At 67.7% G+C, this 20268-nt stretch carries 21 protein-coding genes; 14 read left to right on the top strand and 7 right to left on the bottom strand.

All coding sequences use genetic code 11. From position 1 onward, the window contains the following. Positions 1-376 precede the first annotated feature (376 nt). The 11 genes from RVX_RS10665 to proC all read left to right on the top strand — a co-directional run bounded on the left by RVX_RS10665 (position 377) and on the right by proC (position 11599). Positions 377-1105 (top strand): amino acid ABC transporter ATP-binding protein, encoded by a 729-nt coding sequence (locus RVX_RS10665; protein ID WP_116305837.1) that lies wholly within the window; start codon positions 377-379, stop codon positions 1103-1105. A 142-nt stretch (positions 1106-1247) separates the two neighbouring features. Beyond that, complete coding sequence (locus RVX_RS10660; protein WP_116305836.1) at positions 1248-2063, top strand: ABC transporter substrate-binding protein; 816 nt, start codon at positions 1248-1250, stop codon at positions 2061-2063. Between the two features lie 66 nt (positions 2064-2129). Next, complete coding sequence (locus tag RVX_RS10655; RefSeq protein ID WP_116305835.1) at positions 2130-2831, top strand: amino acid ABC transporter permease; 702 nt, start codon at positions 2130-2132, stop codon at positions 2829-2831. Between the two features lie 137 nt (positions 2832-2968). Then, positions 2969-3658 carry an amino acid ABC transporter permease gene (locus tag RVX_RS10650; RefSeq protein ID WP_007527728.1) on the top strand — a complete coding sequence of 230 codons (690 nt, stop codon included), beginning with the start codon at positions 2969-2971 and terminating at the stop codon, positions 3656-3658. 4 nt (positions 3659-3662) lie between these two features. Beyond that, positions 3663-4523, top strand: a complete 861-nt coding sequence (locus RVX_RS10645) for a 50S ribosomal protein L11 methyltransferase (RefSeq protein WP_116305834.1) — start codon at positions 3663-3665, stop codon at positions 4521-4523. Between the two features lie 353 nt (positions 4524-4876). Further along, on the top strand, positions 4877-5548 hold the full coding sequence (locus RVX_RS10640) for an endonuclease III domain-containing protein (protein ID WP_116305833.1): 672 nt from the start codon (positions 4877-4879) through the stop codon (positions 5546-5548). Between the two features lie 57 nt (positions 5549-5605). Then, positions 5606-6931 carry a murein hydrolase activator EnvC family protein gene (locus RVX_RS10635; protein WP_116305832.1) on the top strand — a complete coding sequence of 442 codons (1326 nt, stop codon included), beginning with the start codon at positions 5606-5608 and terminating at the stop codon, positions 6929-6931. Between the two features lie 29 nt (positions 6932-6960). Then, positions 6961-8259 carry a S41 family peptidase gene (locus RVX_RS10630; RefSeq protein ID WP_043610158.1) on the top strand — a complete coding sequence of 433 codons (1299 nt, stop codon included), beginning with the start codon at positions 6961-6963 and terminating at the stop codon, positions 8257-8259. Positions 8260-8380: 121 nt separating this feature from the next. Then, positions 8381-10015: a divergent polysaccharide deacetylase family protein gene (locus tag RVX_RS10625; RefSeq protein WP_420192306.1), complete on the top strand. Its 1635-nt coding sequence runs from the start codon at positions 8381-8383 to the stop codon at positions 10013-10015. Between the two features lie 338 nt (positions 10016-10353). Next, a complete protein-coding gene (gene ndk, locus RVX_RS10620; protein WP_007527740.1) occupies positions 10354-10773 on the top strand; it encodes a nucleoside-diphosphate kinase in 420 nt (139 codons plus the stop codon). Further along, the gene (gene proC / locus RVX_RS10615) at positions 10730-11599 is read left to right on the top strand and encodes a pyrroline-5-carboxylate reductase (protein WP_230404551.1); all 870 of its coding nucleotides are present in this window, start codon (positions 10730-10732) and stop codon (positions 11597-11599) included. Before ndk ends, proC begins: the two co-directional genes overlap by 44 nt. Positions 11600-11818: 219 nt before the next feature. Here the strand turns inward: proC and RVX_RS10610 are convergent, their stop codons facing one another. The 3 genes from RVX_RS10610 to RVX_RS10600 all read right to left on the bottom strand — a co-directional run bounded on the left by RVX_RS10610 (position 11819) and on the right by RVX_RS10600 (position 13860). Continuing rightward, complete coding sequence (locus RVX_RS10610; RefSeq protein WP_116305830.1) at positions 11819-12214, bottom strand: type II toxin-antitoxin system death-on-curing family toxin; 396 nt, start codon at positions 12212-12214, stop codon at positions 11819-11821. Further along, positions 12211-12441 carry an AbrB/MazE/SpoVT family DNA-binding domain-containing protein gene (locus RVX_RS10605; RefSeq protein WP_116305829.1) on the bottom strand — a complete coding sequence of 77 codons (231 nt, stop codon included), beginning with the start codon at positions 12439-12441 and terminating at the stop codon, positions 12211-12213. Before RVX_RS10605 ends, RVX_RS10610 begins: the two co-directional genes overlap by 4 nt. Before the next feature lie 99 nt (positions 12442-12540). Then, on the bottom strand, positions 12541-13860 hold the full coding sequence (locus tag RVX_RS10600) for a Smr/MutS family protein (RefSeq protein WP_116305828.1): 1320 nt from the start codon (positions 13858-13860) through the stop codon (positions 12541-12543). A gap of 240 nt (positions 13861-14100) precedes the next feature. Here RVX_RS10600 and sppA point away from each other — a divergent pair, with 240 nt between their 5' ends. After that, complete coding sequence (sppA, locus tag RVX_RS10595) at positions 14101-15108, top strand: signal peptide peptidase SppA (RefSeq protein ID WP_116305827.1); 1008 nt, start codon at positions 14101-14103, stop codon at positions 15106-15108. 168 nt (positions 15109-15276) lie between these two features. On the opposite strand, the gene RVX_RS10590 is transcribed toward sppA, so the two are convergent. From RVX_RS10590 to RVX_RS10580, 3 genes are all read right to left on the bottom strand, one after another. Further along, on the bottom strand, positions 15277-16239 hold the full coding sequence (locus RVX_RS10590) for an Mrp/NBP35 family ATP-binding protein (protein WP_116305826.1): 963 nt from the start codon (positions 16237-16239) through the stop codon (positions 15277-15279). A 474-nt stretch (positions 16240-16713) separates the two neighbouring features. Continuing rightward, the gene (gene hypB / locus RVX_RS10585) at positions 16714-17370 is read right to left on the bottom strand and encodes a hydrogenase nickel incorporation protein HypB (RefSeq protein ID WP_116305825.1); all 657 of its coding nucleotides are present in this window, start codon (positions 17368-17370) and stop codon (positions 16714-16716) included. Positions 17371-17379: 9 nt separating this feature from the next. Beyond that, positions 17380-17724 carry a hydrogenase maturation nickel metallochaperone HypA gene (locus tag RVX_RS10580; RefSeq protein ID WP_230404546.1) on the bottom strand — a complete coding sequence of 115 codons (345 nt, stop codon included), beginning with the start codon at positions 17722-17724 and terminating at the stop codon, positions 17380-17382. A 333-nt stretch (positions 17725-18057) separates the two neighbouring features. On the opposite strand from RVX_RS10580, the gene RVX_RS10575 reads away from it, so the two are divergent. Next, positions 18058-18876: a tetratricopeptide repeat protein gene (locus tag RVX_RS10575; protein WP_116305823.1), complete on the top strand. Its 819-nt coding sequence runs from the start codon at positions 18058-18060 to the stop codon at positions 18874-18876. A gap of 15 nt (positions 18877-18891) precedes the next feature. Continuing rightward, a complete protein-coding gene (locus RVX_RS10570; protein ID WP_116305822.1) occupies positions 18892-19761 on the top strand; it encodes an AMIN domain-containing protein in 870 nt (289 codons plus the stop codon). A gap of 168 nt (positions 19762-19929) precedes the next feature. Here RVX_RS10570 and RVX_RS10565 read toward each other — a convergent pair whose 3' ends face one another. Next, positions 19930-20127, bottom strand: a complete 198-nt coding sequence (locus tag RVX_RS10565; protein WP_007527758.1) for a heavy-metal-associated domain-containing protein — start codon at positions 20125-20127, stop codon at positions 19930-19932. Between the last annotated feature and the right edge of the window lie 141 nt (positions 20128-20268).

Here is a 20268-nt window from a genome sequence, read left to right as displayed (position 1 = left end):
CTGGTCGACCGAATGTGCCCGCAATGCCCCGCAGATATAGGTTGTTTACGTTTTTGTTAATGATTTCGCTTGACAGCGCTTCAAAGCGTCCGCTACAACACCGCAACACGCCTGTAGAAACGTGCGGCACTGCTTGCGACCGACGCGGGGGCTTCTCCGTGTCGGCGGTGCGGCTTTCGCGGCGCGGGGGCTCGCTGCGGCGGGCAGGATCACCCCGCGCGTGCATCGCCGCGATGCGCAGGGGGGCACGCCGTTCCGGCCGGGGCACATCCCGCGCCGGGGCATCGTCCCGCCGCGCGGGGCGCATCTTCGACAATCTGGTAAAAAGACGGCGGCGGCCCGCGCCATCGCCGGTACAGAATACGGACGGCCGCGCATGGCGATGATCGAATTCCACGACGTGCACAAGTGGTACGGCGAATTTCACGTGCTCAAGGGCATCACCCAGAAGGTGGAGAAGGGCGAGGTGCTGGTTATCTGCGGCCCCTCCGGCTCTGGCAAGAGTTCCTTCATCCGGTGTCTGAACCGGCTGGAGCCCATCCAGAAGGGGCAGATTCTGCTAGAAGGCAAGAGCATCCACGACAAGGACGTGGACGTGAATGAACTGCGCACCGAGGTGGGCATCGTCTTTCAGCAGTTCAACCTGTACCCCCATCTTTCCGTGCTGCACAACGTGACCCTTGCGCCCACCAAGGTGCGCAAGATGCAGAAGGCCAAGGCGGAATCCATCGCCATGGAACTGCTGGAGCGCGTGGGCATTCACGACCAGGCCCGCAAGTACCCCGTGGAGCTTTCCGGCGGCCAGCAGCAGCGCGTGGCCATTGCCCGCGCCCTGGCCATGCAGCCCAAGGTCATGCTGTTCGACGAGCCCACCAGCGCGCTTGACCCCGAAATGATCAACGAAGTGCTGAACGCCATGAAGGACCTGGCCCGCGCCGGCATGACCATGCTCTGCGTGACCCATGAAATGGGCTTCGCGCGCGAGGTGGCGGACAGGGTCGTCTTCATGGACGGCGGCAAGGTGATCGAAGAGGCTCCGCCGGACGTCTTCTTCTCCAACCCCCGGCACGAGCGCACCCAGGCCTTCCTGCGCGAGATTCTCTAGCCGGGCGGCGCGCCGCGCCCCGGCCACCCACGCGACACCCCCGGCGACGGCGCACGCGCCAGCGCGCCGGGTATGGACGACGGACGAAAGCCCATCCCGGGGGCCTGCGGCCCCCCGAACCGCATCAGCAGGGAGAACTCTCATGAAGCGTCTTGTGCTACTGGCCGTGGCCCTGTGCGTGGTGCTTTCCGGCACCCTCGCCCACGCGGGCAAGATCGACGACGTCAAGGCCCGCGGCGCGCTCGTCTGCGGCGTCAAGGACTCCACCGTGCCCTTCGGGTTCATCGACGAGCAGTCCAAGCAGGTGGTCGGCTTCGACATCGACATCTGCAAGGCCGTCGCCGACAAGCTGGGCGTGAAGCTGGAACTGAAGACCGTCACCAGCGCCACCCGCATCCCCATGCTGACCCAGGGCTCCGTGGACATGGTGGCCGCCACCATGACCCACAAGTTCGAGCGTGACGACGTCATCGACTTCTCCATCACCTACTTCATGGACGGCCAGAAGCTGCTGGTGAAGAAGGGCGGCGGCGTGAAGAGCGCGGCCGACCTCAAGGGCAAGAAGGTGGCCACCGTGAAGGGCTCCACCTCCGAAAAGAACATCAAGGCCGCCCAGCCCGACGCCATGGTCATCTCGTTCGACGAGTACCCCCAGGCGTTCCTGGCCCTCAAGCAGGGCAAGGCCGAAGCCGTCACCACCGACTCCACCATCCTGCTCGGCCTGCGCAACTCCGACCCCGAACCCGAAAAGTGGGAAATCGCTGGCGACTACATCGCCGCCGAACCCTACGGCCTGGGTCTGGTCGAGAACGACTCCAAGTTCCGCGATCTGGTGAACCGTACTCTGGTGGACCTGTGGAACACCGGCGAATACACCAAGATCTACGACAAGTGGTTCGGCAAGGACACCAAGTACTACCTGCCGCTCACCTGGAAAATGGAAACCTGGCCCTACTAGCACGCATCAACCCGACGGGGGACGCGGCGGCTTCGCCGCGCCCCCCGTTTTCACGCGGATACCGTCTTGCAGTACACCTTCGACTGGAAACTCGTTCTCTCCGGCGAATACCTGCGGTGGATCATCGACGGCGTCGTGGTCACCTGCCAGCTCTCCGCCATTTCGCTGGTGCTCGCCATGGCCATCGGCACTCTCATCGCGGTGATGCGCCTTTCCGGGGTGCGCCCGCTGGTGTGGTTCAGCGCGGGCTTCACCGAGTTCTTCCGCAACACGCCGCTGCTGGTCCAGATCTTCTTCTGGTACTTCGGTTCCGACGCAGTGTTGCCCGCCGCCGTCAACCAGTGGCTGTACAAGCAGAATTTCGAATTCGCGGCCGGGGTCATCGCCCTTTCGGTGTATACCGCCGCGTTCATCGCCGAAGAGATACGCTCGGGCATCTTCTCCATTCCGCGCACGCAGCTTGAAGCCTCGCGCGCCTGCGGCCTCACCTTCCTGCAGGCCATGCGCTACGTCATCCTGCCGCAGGCGTTCCGCATCATCGTGCCGCCGCTCATCTCGCAGGCCCTCAATCTGTTCAAGAACTCGTCGCTGTGCATGACCATCGGGGTCATGGAGCTGACCTACATGGCCCGCCAGATCGAATCGTACACCTTCCACGGGTTCGAGGCGTTCACGGTCAGCACGCTGATCTACCTGACCATCTCGCTGGCGGTGTCGTTCAGCATCACCCAGTACAACAGGCACTTCCTGCGGACCATCAGGTACTGACCGAAGCCGCCGTCCGCCCCGCCATCCTCCCGGCGGACCGGTCCGGCCACCCCGGCCACCCCGGCCATCCCGTTCACGCGGCACCGCCGCATGCCGCCCGGCGGCAGTTTCAGAATCAGTCGTAAGGAGCAACCGGCGTGCAGTGGGACGTCGTCTGGAGAAATTTCGATTACCTGCTCGTGGGCTCGTGGCCGCAAGGACCGCTGGGCGGCCTTGCCATGAGCGTGGTGCTGGCCATCGGCGGCATCTTCGGGGCGTTCTGGCTGGGGCTTGGCTTTGGCCTGCTGCGCCTTTCCGACCGCTGGTGGCTGCGCCTGCCCTCCATCATCTACGTGGAAGTCATCCGCGGCATCCCGCTGCTGATGCTGATCTTCTGGTTCTATTTCCTTGCGCCCATCGTGCTCGGCCACACCCTGCCCGAGGCGGAAAGCGCCCTCGTGGCCTTCATCGTGTTCACCGGGGCCTACATCGCCGAAATCGTGCGCGCCGGTGTGCTGGCCTTGCCGTCCGGCCAGATGGAGGCCGCGCGCGGCACCGGCCTGTCCAAGTCGCAGGCCATGGTCTACGTCATCCTGCCGCAGGCCCTGCGCAACATGATTCCCTCGTTCGTGAACCAGTTCGTCAGCTTGACCAAGGACACCTCGCTCGCCTACATCATCGGCGTTTCCGAACTCACCCGCACGGCCACCCAGATCAACAACCGCGAGCTGACCGCTCCGGCCGAACTCTTCTTCACCATCGCCGTGCTGTACTTCATCGTCTGCTGGACCCTGACCGCCGCAAGCCGCAGGCTGGAAAGGCAGATGGCCCGTTATCAGGCAAGGTAGCCACGTGTCCGATCTTATCCGCATCAGCATCGTCATTCCCGCCGACTGTCCCGAAGACCTCGAAACCGCCGACGGCGTGCTGGCCCTTGCCGTGCCCTTCGGCTGGGAAGAGGAAAGCCTGCCCGACGGCTCCGTGCGCCTGCGCGTGCACACCGACAACCCCGCCTTCTGCGAACAGGTGCTGTCCAGCCTGCGCGCCGGGCTGCCCCGCGCGGAAATAACCCGCGACTCCGTGCCCGACACCGACTGGACCCTGGCCTGGCGCGACTTCTTCACGCCCGTGCCGTGCGGCACCCACTTCATGGTCATCGCCCCGTGGATGACCGACACCGTGGACCTTCAGGGCCGCACCCCCATCGTCATAGAGCCCAAGACCGCCTTCGGCACCGGGCACCATCCCACCACCGCCCTGTGTCTCGGCAGCGTCTCCGAGCTTGCCGCCTCCGGCCGGATTCGCGCGGGCCTGCGCTTTCTCGACCTCGGCACCGGCTCCGGCATCCTCGCCATCGGCTGCGCCAAGCTGGGCCTTACCGGCGTGGCCACCGACATCGACATGCTGGCCGTGGAAAACGCCGAGGAAAATCGCGTCATCAACGCCGTGGCCCCCGCCATCGACGTGCGCCTCGGCAGCACCGAAGCCGCCCAGGGCGAACTCTACGACGTGGTGCTGGCCAACATCCTCGCCCAGCCCCTGAAAGACCTCGCCCCCGACATCCTCGCCCTGCTTGCCCCCAACGGGTGTCTCGTCCTTTCCGGCCTGCTCGCCGTGCAGGCCGACGGCGTGGAAACAGCCTACACCAGCCTCGGCATGCCCCCCGCGCGACGCCGCGTGGAAGGCGAATGGGCCGCGTTGATCTGGGAGTAGGGGAGAGAAGAGTTTTTGGGAAAGAAGAATTTCCGGGGGAAGGGCTCCTTTGAAAAGGGTCCCTTCCCCCGGCCCCCCATCCCCCCAAACTTTTCAAATGGGGGTAGTGAAGGGGAAGGCCGAGAATTTCTGTGCCGCGTTACTCGATGTAGTTACGCGGTATTTTTATTGGAAAAGATATTCCTGTGATTCCTTTAAGGGGGGGCAGGGGGCGATGCCCCCTGCCCGCCGGAGGCGTAAAAAAAAGACACGCCCTGCTTCCAGAGGCATACAAAAAACGGTCATATACAGCGCTCGGAACAGAAATGCGCCGCCGGTTGCGGGGCATGCGCGATGAGGCTAGGGTGCGGCCCATGCGAGGAAAACGGGAACGCCTGTTGCGCGAGATGTACGTGGCCATGCACGGCCGTCTGGGCCCCAGCGGCTGGTGGCCCGGCGAGACGCCGCTGGAGATCTGCGTGGGCGCGGTGCTCACCCAGAACACCGCGTGGACCAACGTGGAAAAGGCCATCGTGCGCCTGCGGGACGCGGGCGCGCTGGCTGACGGCCGCACCCTGCTGTCGCTGCCCGAGGCAGAGCTGTCCGAACTGATCCGCCCGGCGGGGTTCTTCCGGCTGAAGGCGGTGCGCCTGCGCAACCTGCTGCGCTTTTTGGACGACGCCTGCGGCTTCGACTTCGGCGTGCTGGCCGGGCAGGACCTGGACGACCTGCGTCCCCGGCTGCTCGAGGTGTCTGGCATCGGGCCGGAAACGGCCGATTCCGTGCTGCTGTACGCCGTGGGGTTGCCCACCTTCGTGGTGGACGCCTACACCCGGCGCATCCTGCACCGGCATGCCATGGTGCCGGAAGACATCACCTACCACGACCTGCGCGACGTGTTCATGGACGTGCTGGACCCGGACGTGCCGTTCTACAACGAATATCACGCCCTCATCGTGCGGGTGGCCAAGGACTGGTGCCGCGCCCGCGGCCCGCGTTGCGCCGACTGCCCGTTATGCCCGTTCCTTGACGGCGGGGCGGCCTGAGCCATGTGGTCGGCGCTGCGCCCGCGTGCAGGTGTCAGCACGGCTCCCCGTGGCGGGGTGCGGCGCGTCGCCCCCCGCAGCCTTGCGCTGGGCTGCGTGCTGTGCCTCCTGCTTGCCGCATCGGTGTGGCTTGCCGCTCATCCCGTCCCCTCCCATGCCGCCACGTCCGGCTCCATCGGCAAGGCGGGGCCGCTCCGGCCCGCTCCGGATGACGATGCCGGTGACGATGCGCCCGCGCCGTCCGGCCCGTCTGGCCCGTCCGGCCCGTTGGGCAAGGGGGGCAAGGGCGCTCCGCAGCGCCAGGAGGGGCGCGGCAAGGCCGCGCCGGTGGGGCAGCTGACCACCGAAGAAGACATCCGCAAGGCGCTGGAGGCCCAGCAGGCCCGCCTGCGCGCCCGGCAGGAAAGCATCACCAAGCTTTCCGTGCAGGAGCGCGCCCTGAACACCGACCTCGCCATGGCCGAGGACCGCATCACCGCGCTGGAGGCCAAGGTGGCCCGGCAGGAGCAGGAACTGGCCCAGTTGGAAGCCGCCGCCACCGACGTGCGCGCCGCCTACGAGCGCCTTGCCGCCGAGCGGTCCCGCACGGAAGAATCCCTGGCCGGGCTGCTGCAACTGCTCTGGCCGCTGTACGTGCGCCAGAAGGGGGTGGGCGCGCGCGACCTGACCGACTGGCGCATGGCCGAGCGCGACTACGCCTGGACGCAGGAAATCTACAAGGTCATCGGCGAACGCCAGCAGGAGCTGCACGCCCAGGAAACCGCCATGGCCGAGGCCCTGACCCGGCGCGAGGCCCTTTCAGAGCAGGTGCGCAAGCAGGTGGAGGCCCTGGGAGCCGACCGGTCGAAGCTGCTGGCCGACAAGCAGCGCTTTCGCCAGTCGCTGTCCGCCGTGCGCCAGCAGCGCGAGGACGCCGAGGCGGAACTGGCCGACCTGTTCGAGATGATCCAGACACTCAACGCCCGGCTGGAGCAGGCCTTGTCGCGCGGCGACATAGAGAAGCAGAAGGGCCGCCTGCCGTGGCCCGCCAAGGGCCGGGTGGTGCGCCGCTACGCGCCGGAGGCCAAGCCGCCGGTGCGCGGGCTGGGCCTGTCCGTGGGCCAGGGCGACCCGGTGCGCGCCGTGGCCTATGGCCGCGTGGTGCACAACGACACCATGCGCGGTTTCGGCCGCGTCGTCATTCTGATGCATGGCCAGGCCTATTATACCTTGTACGCCTTTCTCGCCGACAGTCCGTTGCGCCTCGGCCAGGAAGTGGGCGGAGGCCAGCAGGTGGGCACCGCCGGATTCTACCCGGACGCCAATGGCCCCGGAGTCTATTTCGAATTGCGTTTTCACCAAAAAGCCATTAACCCTGATGCGTGGCTCCTTTCAGCAAATTAGCCTCATTTCAGGCTTTCGGAGGATTCATTATGCGTGTGACGCTGTGGACGGCCACGCTGCTCACTCTCGGCGTGCTCGCGTTTTCCGGCGGGGCGGCCCTTGTGCCGGGCACTGTCGGTGCGGCGGGCGAAGAGGGCAAATACGACTCCCTGAAGCGCTTCAGCCAGGTGCTCGACCTGGTGGAGCGCTATTACGTGCGCGACGTGCCCCGCAAGGACCTGATCAACGGCGCGGTCAAGGGCATGCTGCAGGGGCTTGACCCCCATTCGACGTTCCTTTCGGTGGAGGAATTCAAGGAGATGCAGGAAAGCACCTCCGGCGAATTCTTCGGCATCGGCATCGAGATATCCAGCGAGAACGGCCAGCTCGTCGTGGTGGCCCCCATCGAGGACACCCCCGCCCACAAGGCGGGCCTGAAGAGCGGCGACATCATCCTCGCCGTGGACGGCGTGCCCACCCAGGACATGACCACCCAGGAGGCGGTCAGCCGCATCCGGGGGGCCAAGGGCACCGAGGTGGAACTGTCCATCCTGCACCGCGACGCCAAGGCCCCCGAAGTGGTGCGCCTGGTGCGCGACGCCATTCCGCTCATCAGCGTGAAGTCCAAGATGCTCGAAGACGGCTACCACTGGGTGCGCCTGACCCGGTTCAGCGAACGCACCACCGGCGAACTGGTGGACGCGCTGAAGGAAGCCAACAAGAAGGGCATGAAGGGCATCATCCTCGACCTGCGCAACAACCCCGGCGGGCTGCTGGACCAGGCCGTGAGCGTGTCCGACACCTTCCTCAAGGACGGGGTCATCGTGTCCATCCGCGGCCGCATGGAAGACGCCAGCCGCGAGTACCGCGCCAAGGCCCAGCCCGGCGACGTGTCCGTGCCCATGGTGGTGCTGGTCAACGCCGGTTCCGCCTCGGCGTCGGAAATCGTGGCCGGGGCCCTGCGCGACCACAACCGCGCGCTCATCCTTGGCGAACGCACCTTCGGCAAGGGCTCGGTGCAGAACGTCATTCCGCTGTCCGACGGCGCGGGCCTGAAGCTGACCGTGGCCCTGTACTACACGCCCAACGGCCGCTCCATCCAGGCCGAGGGCGTTGACCCTGACTTCGAGGTGCCCTTTGAACTGCCGCGCGAAGAAGAAAAGGCCCACCGCCTGAACATGGTGCGCGAAAAGGACCTGAACCGGCACATCGAGAACGGCACCTCGGGCAAGGATGCCCGCCCCGCCAGCCGTGCGGACGACGTGAAGCAGGCCCTGGAAAAGGACAATCAGCTGCGCATGGCGTTGCAGTTCGTGAAGCGCCTGCCCCGCCTCAAGGATATCCAGTAAGCTGACCGCCGCGCACGCGGCGGGCTGTCGATGATTCGCAAGCCCAGGGGCGCGGGAAACCGCGCCCCTGCCATGTAAGCAGGTATGGCCGCCCGCCCCGGGCGGCGGAGCAGGAGAGTGCATGGCTGGGGAAAAGACCCCCACGAGAAAGGCGCCCCGCAAGGATGACCCCAAGGGGGGCAAGGGACGCAAGGCCGCTCCTTCGGGGAAGGCGGGCAAGCCGGGCGGCAAGGCCTCCGGCGCGTCCGGCGCGTCCGGCGGGCGTTCCCGCTCCGGCGGCCGACGCGGCAAGCGCACCCTGACGCCGCTGGTGGCGCGGGCCGTGCTGTCCATCTGCATTGCCGCCACGCTGCTGGTGGTGCTGCTGTTCGTGTTCGGTTCGCCCTTCAAGTCTCTTGACGGCGACGCGCAGCGCAAGCCTGCCGTGGCCGAGCGCGGCGAGAAGAAGGCGCAACCCGCGCAACAGGCGCAACAGGCCCGCAAGCCCCAGAACGGCGAGGCCCGGCGCGGCGAGCAGGCCGAACTGCCCCAACTGCCGCAGTTTCCGCAATTGCCCCAGCTTCCGCAGACCCCGGTGGGCGAGCCCCCGAAGGGGGACGGTCGGCCAGGTGACACGAAGGGCGACGCCGGGGCGGATGCCGCAAGCGGCACTTCCCAGTCCGCGCCCGCGCAGGCGGAGCGCCCGGGGGGCGACGCGGGCGTCGAGGTGCGCCAGCCCGTCACCCCCGGCAGCCTGCCCTACGAGGAAACCCTGGACGCTCCCGTGGAGGCGGGCGTGAAGCAGGTGGACTACGCCCTGGTCCAGACCGTGACGCGCCTTGGCCTTGGCCGCGACCGGCTGCGCCTGGCCTCCATCGAGAACCGCCAGACCAAGGGGCAGAGCTTTCACTTCCAGCGCATGGAAATGCGCCTGGACGGCGCGCCCGACCGCTTCGTGCAGGCCCTGAAGGAAACCCTGGCCGCATGGTCCGACACCGCCAACGTAGAGCAGCGGGCCGACGACCTGCTCATCGTCACCGTGGACGGGCTGCCTACCCACGAGATTTCGCTGCTGCTCTACGAGGGCGCGCCGCCCCCGGTGGCGGTGGTTCCCGGCGGGGCGCGGCTGGCCATCGTCATCGACGACATCGGCGAAAGCATGTCCGCCGCGCGTGAACTGGCCGCCCTGGACTACCCGGTGACCTTCTCGGTCTGGCCGCGCAGCACCCACGCCCGCGAGGCGGCGGAACTGGCCCACAGGGCCGGGCGCGAGGTGATGATCCACCTGCCCATGGAGCCGGTGCGCTACCCTCAGGTGAAGCCGGGGCCAGGGGCCATCCTGACCGGTCAACAGCCGCAGGAGATGGCCGCGCTGGTGCGCGAGGCCGTGCGCCGCGTGCCCCACGCCGTGGGGCTGAACAACCACATGGGCTCGCGCGCCACCCAGAACGGGGCGGCCATGCGCACCGTGTGCGAGGCCCTTGACGGCACCGGCATGTTCGTGCTCGACAGCATGACGCACCAGAATTCGAAACTGTACTTCGAGGCGAAGCGCGCGGGGCTGCCCGCCTACAAGCGGAACGTGTTCCTCGACGTTATCGCCGACAAGCGCAACATCATGTTCCAGTTGGACAAGGCGGCCCGCATCGCGCAGGCCGAGGGGCAGGCCATCGCCATCGGCCACCCCCTGCCGGAAACCGTGGCCGCCCTGAAGGAGTGGGAGCGGACGCGGGATCGCAGCGTTACCATCGTGCGGGTCCGGCAACTTTCCCACTGACTTCAAGCGGGCCTTCCGCCCGTTGGCGTCGTCAAGCTTCGCCTGCCATGTCGGTCGAATACGATAAGAGTATACTCCCTCATGTCAGGCTCGCTTTCCTCGCCAACGAACGGAAATCCCGCTTGAAGGCACCGCGCGCGCGGCTCGTCCTCCTTGCCGGAGAACGAAATCTCCGCAGCGTGGCGGGTGCGTGCAGTGCAGGCTGAAACCGCAAGTGAGTGAGGCGGTTACGGTCGAAACCACGCACCTGATGGCATGTCCCCTGTACGGGCGCGGGTGAACAGTTCCGTTGCCGCCCGCGCCGCAACCGCAACCCTTGCAGTATCCGGAGGAAATGAATGGCCGAGCGCACCTTTTCGATCATCAAGCCCGACGCCGTGGAACGCAACCTGTCCGGCGCCATCCTGAAGATGATTCAGGACAGCGGGCTGAAGGTCGTCGCCATGAAGATGATCCACCTTACCCGCAGCCAGGCCGAAGGCTTCTACGCCGTGCACCGCGAGCGCCCCTTCTTTGACAGCCTGGTCACCTACATGTGCTCCGGCCCGGTGGTGTGCTCCGTGCTGGAAGGCGACAACGCCATCCAGCGATACCGCGACCTGATGGGCGCCACCAACCCGGCCAACGCGGCCGAAGGCACCATCCGCAAGACCTATGCCGTGAGCATCGAGGCCAATTCCGTGCACGGTTCCGACGCCCCGGAAACGGCGGCGTATGAAATCGCGTACTTCTTCAACGCGCTGGAGATGGTGGGGTAGCGACATGACCGGCACCACGGGCACCGTCATCGGCTGCATCGGCTGCGGCAACATGGGGGCCGCCATCCTGCGCGGTCTTTCCGGCCGCGAGGGGCTTTCCCTGCTGGGGTACAATCCCACGCCCGCCAAGGTGCTCGCGCTGGCGGACGTCGGCGTGCGCGCCATGCCCGACGCCGCCGCGCTGGCCTCGCAGGCCGACGTGGTGCTGTTGGGGGTGAAGCCGTACATGGTGCCCGAGGTGCTGCGCGCCATCGCGCCGTCCCTCGCGCCGGGCAAGGTGGTGGTGTCCATCGCCTCCGGCGTGTCCATCGCGGCCATGAAGGCCGCCATCGCGGAAGCGGGCGGCCCCGAGTGCCCGGTGGTGCGCGTCATGCCCAACACCCCCGCCATGGTCGGCAAGGGCGTGTACGCGCTGTGCTTCGAGGATCCGGCCCTTGGCCCGGCGCAGCGCGACATGGTCCGGGGCCTGTTCGAGGCCATCGGTACGGCCATCGTGCTGCCCGAGTCCAAGTTCACCGCCTTCACGGCGGTGGTGGGCTGCGGCCCGGCCTACGTCTTCTACTTCATGGAGGCGGTGACCGAGGTGGCCGTGACGCTGGGCTTCACCCGGCAGGACGCCACGGAACTGGTCAAGGGCCTGTTCTCCGGCTCGGTGGCCCTGGCGGAACAGTCCGGCACGCACCTTTCGGTGCTGCGCGAACAGGTCTGCTCGCCCGCGGGCAACACCATCGCCGCCATGAACCAGCTGGACCGCGAGGCCGTGCGGGGCCGCATCATGGATGCGGTGCTGGCGGCCTACAAGCGCGGGCTGGAAATGGAGAAGTAGCGGGCCATCCCGTCCGTGATGCCCGGCTTCCCTCGGCACGATGCCGCAGGGAAGGCCATTGAACGTGAAGTCCCCCGTCGCGGCAACGCGGCGGGGGATTTTTCTCAATGGCAAAGGCGGGCGCTGCCGTCGCCGTCTCGGCAGGGAGGGACAATTGGGGAAATTGGGGTAACTGGCGGAGTGGGGAAACGGGGCCGTGCTGCCGCGCCATTGGGGGGCTCATTCCCCGCCGTTGCCCTCGGGCGCGCTCCAGCGGCGCAACCACGCGGCCAGGGCTTCCTGCGGCACGTCGCCGCGCCCCAATCGCTCGAACACCAGTATCCTGTCGCGCGCCGGGGCATTGCATGGCTTGTCGTGCAGGCGCAGGAACAGCATGGCGGTGACGTAAGCGGTGCGCTTGTTGCCGTCCACGAAGGGATGGTTGCGCGTGATGCCGAAGGCGTAGGCGGCCGCAAGGTCGAAGATGTCCGGCGCGCCGTAGCTGGCCAGTTGCCGGGGGCGGGACAGGGCGCTTTCCAGCAGTCCCTGGTCGCGCACGCCGGATGCCCCGCCGTGTTCGTCTATCTGCCGGTCGTGGATGGCCAGCACCACCTCGGCGGGTATCCAGCGGATCATCGTTTGGCCAGTTCGCGCAGGATGTTGCGGTCCTCACGCATGATGTCGTCGGCCAGGCCGATCTGTTCGGCGAAGTCCTCGTTGACCGGGGTGAGCCGGAACCCCCCATCCGGGGTTTCGGTGAGGTAGATGGTATCGCCTTCGCGCACGTTCATGCGGGCCACGGCCTCTTTGGGCAGTACCATGCCCAGCGAATTTCCCACCTTGCGTACCTTGACGGTCTGCATGCGCACCTCCGTTGCTACGGATGTAATAACAATGTGAGGCGGTGCAGGCAAGCACCCCGCATCGCGGGGTGGAGCGGTGGACCGAGCCCGCCGTCGCGTCTACAGGAACAGGTCGGCGTCCGTGGGCGTGCGGTCCCACTGGACCTTGCCGCGCGACTTCTTGTACTTGCGCAGCAGCACGTACAGCGCGCCCGCGCCGCCGTGGGCGGGCTGGGCGGTGCAGAAGGCCAGCACCACCCGCTTGAACGGGTCGTGCGTCAGCCAGGCCTGCACCTTCTCGCGCAGCACGCCCATGCCGTCGGGGGAGTTCCTGCCCCGGCCCGGTATGACCAGCACGGTGCGCATGCCCTTGTGGTAGGCGGCGCGCATGAAGCCGATCATGGCCTCGTAGGCTTGCAGGGCGTTCATGCCGTGCAGGTCCAGGTGGCCTTCCGGGCTGTACTGCCCGGCGCGCAGCTTGCCCACGGTCAGCGCGTCCAGGCCCACCACGTGGCCTTCCAGGTATTCGTCAGTGAACTCCAGCGCGAATTCCACCGCGCCGTCCATGAAGTCTTGCAACGGGTGCCCCACGGCGGGCGCTGCCGCCTCGCGCGGGGCGGTTTCCGGCGGCACCTCGCGGCCCTTGCCCGCCAGCGTGCGCACGCCGGACATGGCCTTGGAGAACAGGTTGTCCTCGTCGGGCGGCGGGGTGTGCTCGTGGTCGGCTACGGCCTCGCGGGAGCGCTGGCGCACCGCTTCCTTCCGTTCGGAGGCGGTGACCGGCGTCGCGGCGGGCTTGCCGGGCGCGGATGCGTCCGGGGCTTTCCCGACCGGGGATGTGCCGGTGTTTTCAGGCGTGTCCGCGCCGCGTTCCAGCAGTCGTTTGAACCCCGGTTGGTCCTGCAACGCAAAGCCGTTGCGGGCCGCGTCCGCATCCAGCCTGGCCGCCGTCGCGGATGCCAGCTTGTCGCGCTCGGCGGCGCGGAGCGTGGACGTGGGGGGCGCGGTTCGCGCAGGCTGTGTTGCGCCGGGCATGGCCTCGGCGACCGGCACGTCCGTCACGGGTATGGGGCGCGTCGTTGTCCCCGCCGCCGGGCTGGGCGTTCCGGCCGGGTGCCCCGCCGTCCGCCTGTCCGCCCTGTCCGGCCTGTCCGGCCTGTCCGCCCTGACGGTGGACTGGGCATGCTGCTTGCCCTTTGCGGGCTTCTTCGGCGCTTCCAACCGTTGCACCGTGCCCATGGCGAACAGGAACGCCTCGGCGTCCTCGGACGAAAGGGCCTCGTCCGGCGGCTTCTGCCCGCCGCCATGACGTGCCCCGGCCTTGGGCGCGGAAGGGGCGGGCTGCGTGGTTTTGGGCGTTCGGGCATCGCGGAAGGCGCGCTTGTTCAGGGAGCGGAACGGGTTGGTGCTGTCGAAATCGTCGTCATGGGTATCGGCCATGGGCGTCTCCGGAATATGTGGGCGGTGCGGGCTGGCGCGCAAAACGGGCGCATCGGCCGCCCCCGATGGAATGCGGGGTGGTTCAGGTGGGGGATTCTCCGTGCGGGGCGGTGTGGTGTCAAGGCCCGCGCTCCGTCCGGACGGGCTCCGGCCCGTTACATGGTGTTACACGTCCGCAAACGGCCGTGCATTGTCCACGGGCCGCCGAATGTGGTAGCACCAGCGCAACGGAGGTTTCTCATGACCGCATCGCATTCCCCGCGCCTTCGCGCGCGTTCCCTGCCGGTTCTCGTTCTGCTGCTGGCGCTTTCCGCCGTTCTTGCCGGGTGCGGTGCGCGTTCGTCGCTCTTCGGCGGGCCAGACCCCTTCGGCGAGGAAACCGTGTTCGGCCAAGGCCGCGACAAGGCCGTGCTCATCAACGTCACCGGCGTCATCGACAACCGGGCCAAGTCCGGCCTGTTCCGCGAACGGCCGGGGATGGTGCAGGAGGTCGTGGCCCAGTTGCGCCTGGCCGCCGAAGACCCGGACGTGAAGGCCGTCATCGTGGCCATCGACAGCCCCGGCGGCGGCGTGACCGCCAGCGACGTGCTGTACCACGAACTGATGCGCCACCGCGAGCGCACCGGCCAGAAGGTCGTGGCGCTGATGCTGGATACCGCCGCCTCTGGCGGCTACTACACGGCGCTTGCCGCAGACCGCATCGTTGCGCACCCGTCCACCGTCACCGGCAGCATCGGGGTCATCTTCCTGCGGCCCGAGGTGGCCGGACTCATGGACAAGATCGGCGTACGCGCCGTGGTGGCCAAGTCCGGCGAGCACAAGGACATGGGCTCTCCCTTCCGCGAGGGCACCGACGAGGAACGCGCCCTGTTCCAGGCCATCATCGCCGACATGAACGGCCGGTTCCAGGGGCTGGTGCACGAGCGCAGGCCCGCCAGCCACGGCCGCGAGGCGCAGTTCGCCGACGCGCGCATTCTCACCGCCCGGCAGGCCCTGGCCGCCGGGTTGGTGGACCGCATCGGCTACTTCGAGGACGCCCTGGCCGAAGCCGCCAGCCTGACCGGCGCCAGCGACCTGCGCGTGGTCACCTACCGCCGCGATCCCCTGCCCGGAGCCACCGAATACGCCACCGCCGCCACCCCCGCCGGGTCCGGCCGCATGGCCCTCATCGACATGGGCCTGCCCGGCTTGGACGCCGCCTCGCGCGCCGGGTTTCATTATCTCTGGTTGCCCGAGGCCGGAATGTAGGAGGGGAGACGAAGAGTAATCGGGGGAAGGGAGAGAACTTTTGAAAAAGTTCTCTCCCTTCCCCCGAACCCCCATCCCTCTCTCAAAACTTTTCAATTGGGGGCACTGACAAAACGATCCCCGCCATGTCGCCATGGCGGGGATCGTCGTTGTTCAAGCCGTGGGCAACTACCCCTGCGGCGCGTCCGCTTCCACCAGCGCGTCCACGATGGTGCGCAGCACGGTGGCGGCGGGGCGGTCGGGGTGCGAGGCGATGTAGATGTTGCCCTCGTCGCCCGCACGGACGATTTCCGGGTCCAGCGGCACCGCGCCCAGGAACGGCACGTTCATTTCCTTGGCCAGGCGTTCGCCGCCGCCCTGGCCGAACAGCGATTCCACGTTGCCGCACTTGGAGCAGACGATGCCGCTCATGTTCTCGATGACGCCCAGCACCGGCACGTTCAGGTCTTCGCAGAAGCCCAGCGAGCGGCGCACGTCGTCCACGGCCACGGCCTGCGGCGTGGTGACGATGAGCGCGCGGGCCGCTTCGCCCAGCAACTGGAGCACGGACAGCGGCTCGTCACCGGTGCCGGGGGGGCAGTCCACCACCAGAAAGTCCAGTTCGCCCCAGGCCACGTCGGACAGCAGTTGCTTGATGAAGCCCATCTTCACCGGGCCGCGCCAGATCACCGCCTGGCGGCCGTCGGGCAAAAAGAAGCCCAGCGACATGACCTTCAGCGAAACGTCTTCGCGCCACAACACGGGCTGAATGGTGTCGCCGTCCACGTCGGCCTGCGCCGCGTCCAGCTTCAGCAGGCGGGGAATGGACGGGCCGTGCACGTCCACGTCCAGCAGCCCCACACGTTTGCCCGCCAGGGCAAGGCCGGCGGCGATGTTGGCGGCGGTGGAGCTTTTGCCCACGCCCCCCTTGCCGGACATGACCACGATGGTGTTGCGGATGTGCGACAGGGTGGCTTGCAGTCGGGCCTCTTCGGCCTGTTGTTCCGGCGTGGGGCCGCCGCACCCGCCGCCGCAGCCGGAGCTTGCGGCCTGGGCGCCGGGGGCAGGGGACGAGGGGCAGCCTTCGGGATTTCCGGCGGAGCCGCAACCGGCCGCGCTGGGGCAGCCCTGACAGGAAGAAGAATCGCTCATTGGGTGTTGCCTCCGGCAATGGCATACCCCCGGCACCGTCCATGCACGAACGACGTGCCGAACGGGCCGGGGGGTGAATTCGACGTCGGAACGGGGAAATTGCCCGACGCAATGTACAGTAACCACGTGCCCGTCCTGTCGCAACCCCGTGGCCGGGTTTGCGCCGGGCTCATTTCCTTCATGTGTCTGGTTGTCCTGCCGCCTTTTTTCCGCATATGCCGCGTCGGCCTTGCGGCGCGGCTGGCTGGTGCGGGCGGGATGCAAGGGATTGCGATTTTTTTCGCCGGGCAAGGAAGAGCGAGGTTTTGGCGCGGCGCGTACTTGTGTACGTGAGCACCAAAACCTTGATCTGACGCCGCCCGGCGGAAAAGGGCGGATTCCGCGGGCAGCGTGCCTGCGATGGCGGAGAGACCGCGAACGAAGTGCCGAGGATGCCCGTCAGCCCCCCAAGGGGCGGGCCGCGTCTGCCAGCGCCTACCCGCGCTTGGCCGCCCGCGCCGCGCGCAGCCAGTCGTACCAGCCATCCAGCCCTTCGCCGCTGCGGCAGGACATGGGGAAGATGGCCAGTTCCTTGTTCAGGTGGGTGGCGAAGCGCTTGGCGCGCTCCACGTCGAAGTCGACGTAGGGCAGCAGGTCCACCTTGTTCAGCAGCATCACCTTGGAAAGATTGAACAGCAGCGGGTACTTCTCGGGCTTGTCGTCGCCCTCGGTCACGCTGAGCAGGGCCACCTTGTGGTCTTCGCCGCAGTCGAACTCCACCGGGCAGACCAGGTTGCCCACGTTCTCGATGAACAGGATGTCGATGGCCGCGAGGTCGAAGTTGGACAGCGCCTCGAGGATCATGTTGCTGTCCAGGTGGCAACCGCCGTCGGTGTTGATCTGCACGGCCTTGGCGCCGGTGGCGGCCACGCGGCGGGCGTCGTTGTCGGTCTGCAGGTCGCCCTCGATGACCGCCATGCGGAACTCGCCGCGCAGGTCGGCCAGGGTGCGTTCAAGCACAGAGGTCTTGCCCGCGCCGGGTGAGCTGATCATGTTCAGGACCAGTATGTTGTGCCGGGCGAACAGGCTTTTCAGTTGCACGGCCATCTTGTCGTTGGCTTCCAGCACGTTCCTGACCACGGGTATTTCCACGGGTGCCCCCTATTCGGCTTCGATGTGTTCGACGTACAGCTCGCGCCCGGCCAGCACGTGGTGCCCGGCTTCCTCGCCGCAGGCGGGGCAGGGCGCGAACAGCAGTTCCTTGCCCTGCGGCTCGAACTCCTTGCCGCAGCCGCCGCACAGCAGCTTCACCGGGGCCTTGGCCAGTTCCAGTTTGGCCCCCTCGAAATCGGTGCCGATGGTCATGGCCTCGAAAGCGAATTCCATGGCCTCGGGAACGAGGTTGGCCAGCGCGCCGTAGCGCACGCGGACCAGCAGCAGCCGGGTGGCGGAGTGCTTGGCCAGCTCTTCCTGAACGATGGAGATGACGCTGGATGCGACGGACATTTCATGCATCCGGCATGGATAAAGCAAAAGCCATGGCGCGTCCAGAGAGGCCGGGGCGGGATGCGGAGCCGGGCCTGAACCGGGAGTGCACCAGGCACGAATGGCGTCGGGTGCGCCTGCGGCCGCTCTGTGCGGAGCCGCGGGGCGGTGGCGGATACCCTGTTTCCGGGTTTCGCGCGTCGGGCTGCACCTGCCCCGGCCTGCGCGGCCCGGCGTGCCCCGGCCCGTTTGCAACGCCCGCGAAAAAGGGTACATCTGACCCCGACGCGCCCGCGCCACGCGGCGCGCCGGGCCGCTTTCTCCCGGCGTTCGCGGGCCGCGACAGGAGCAGATATGGAGACCGGTATCTTCAAGGGCGTCTATTCCTCGGTTGAGCCCCGCCAGATGGGCAGGGCGGGCGGGGCCGCGCCGGGGCGCAACGCCGCGCGCAAGCGCTACTGGTTCGTGTGGGAACACGAAGCTGGCGGCTACGTGGTGCAGCCCCTGTCGGCCAGCATGCAGCCCACGGGCGAGCGGCGCGCCGTCAGCGCGGCGGAATTTTCCAAGGGTTATGCTTTCGAGCCGGACATCCTGGCCGCGCCCATAAGGCCTGGCGTTGCGGGCATGCAGGCCGCGCGCGACGGCAAGGCGCAGCCGGAAGAGCAGGTTGCGGCCGCCCCCGCGCGCGTGGCCGCCAGCCGCGACGCCATCCGCCGCACCGGCGGCATCGCCGGGCACGAGGTGGGCGCGCAGACCGAGCGTTCGCTGCGGGCCGATTTCGCCACCGCGCTGGCCCAGTTGCGGCGCGGTGACCGCGACCGCGCCGTGCGCGCGCTGGAGCGGCTGGCCGAGGCCCCTGGCGAGTTCGTGCCCTCCCATCGTCACATGTTCACCGATTTCGGCATCAACCTGCGCAAGAGCAAGCTGCCGCGCATCGCCATCCGGCACCATCTGCGCGCGCTGGATCTTTCGCCGGGCGACAGCCACGTGCATTTCAACATTGCCCGTGCCTACTATGACATGGGCGACACGGAACGGGCCGAGAAGCACCTGCGCGAGTCGCTGGAGCTGACGCCCGACCTCGACGCCTCGCGCCGCTTCCTCGACTTTCTGCTGGAGCGGAAGGCTGGCGCCGCCAACGATGAAGGGCAGGGCCGCAAGGCCGCCCGGTAAGGAGACTTTCGCGAGATGAACAGAACCATCGCCATGCTGATCCCCACCGTCGTGCTGTTCGCCATGGCGCTCATCGTGCTCAACCACTTCAGCTCCGGTGACGACAAGCCCGCGCCTGTGGAAGGCCCCTCCGTGCAGGCCCCCATGCAGACGCCGGGGCAGCCGGGCATGCCCTACTTCGAGCAGGGCGGGCAGGGCGCCCTGGCTCCCGGACAGGCTCCCTCCGCCCCGGCGGGCCAGCCCGGCAGCGCCATGACCGAAACCCCCGCGGGCATGGTTTCGCCCGGCGAGGGGGAACCGGCTGGCGTCGCCACGGCCCCCGCGGGCCAGGCCGCGCCGGGTGAACCGCGCACGGCCCTTGGCCGCATGGCGTCCAAGTCGGGCGCGGACCTTGCCACGCCGCTGGAAGCCAAGAAGAAGGAACCTGCCAAGGGAACCGAAAAGGCCGCGCCAGCGCCCGCCAAACAGGCAGAAAAGGTCGCCCCCGCCCCCACGGCCAAGGCGGAAAAGGCCGCCCCGGCTCCGGCCCCGGCCAAGGCCCCCGCCCCCGCCCCCGCCGCAACGCCGCAGACGGCCAAGGGCGACCACGCCATCACTTCGGCCACCATCAAATTTTCGGGCAGCACGGCCATCCTGCATCTGCAGGGCGATGCGCCCATCCAGTACAAGTACATCGTGCTGCCCAACCCCGACCGCCTGGCCCTGGACCTGACGGGAGCCTGGTCGGTGACCGCGCCCGCCGTGCCTTCCAACCGGGTCATCGAAAAGGTGCGCGTGGGCCGCTATGGCGAGAACACCCGCATCGTGCTCGACCTGAAGGCCGCGCCCACCAAGCATGAAGTGGTGAAGAGCGGCGACAAGGGCATAGAGGTCCGCGTGCAGTAGGGACCGCACGGGGCGCGGTTGCGGACACTGGCGGGCGAAACTGCCCGCGGGTCCGTGGCGTCCTTGCGGGAAAATCGAAAACGCGAAAAAGCGGGACGGCATGGCCGCCCCGCTTTTTCGTTGCGTGGAGCTTGGTGGGGGCGCCGCATGGCGACAGCCCGGAAGGCGCTATTCCGTGTCGAACCCGGCCTTGCGGATGGCGGCCTTCACGGCTTCCACGTCCACGGGGGCCGATTCGGTCCAGACGGCCTCGCCCTTTTCCAGGCTGACGTCCACGTCCTTCACGCCGGAAACCCCGGCAACGGCCTTGGTCACGGACATCTTGCAGTGATTGCAGGACATTCCCTTCACGGTAACGCTGGGCATGGTCAGGCTCCTTGCGGGTGCTGGTGGTGATGTGGCGCACGCACCCTTGCCTTGCGGTGGGCGCGGGATTACTTGAGTGAGAACGCCTTTCAAAAACATAGGCTCCGGGGGGCGGTTTGGCAACACGCCGCCGCAGTTCGG

This window comes from Nitratidesulfovibrio sp. HK-II (assembly GCF_003402415.2).
Taxonomy (GTDB): domain Bacteria; phylum Desulfobacterota; class Desulfovibrionia; order Desulfovibrionales; family Desulfovibrionaceae; genus Cupidesulfovibrio.
This window is presented reverse-complemented; position numbering and strand designations above follow the sequence as displayed.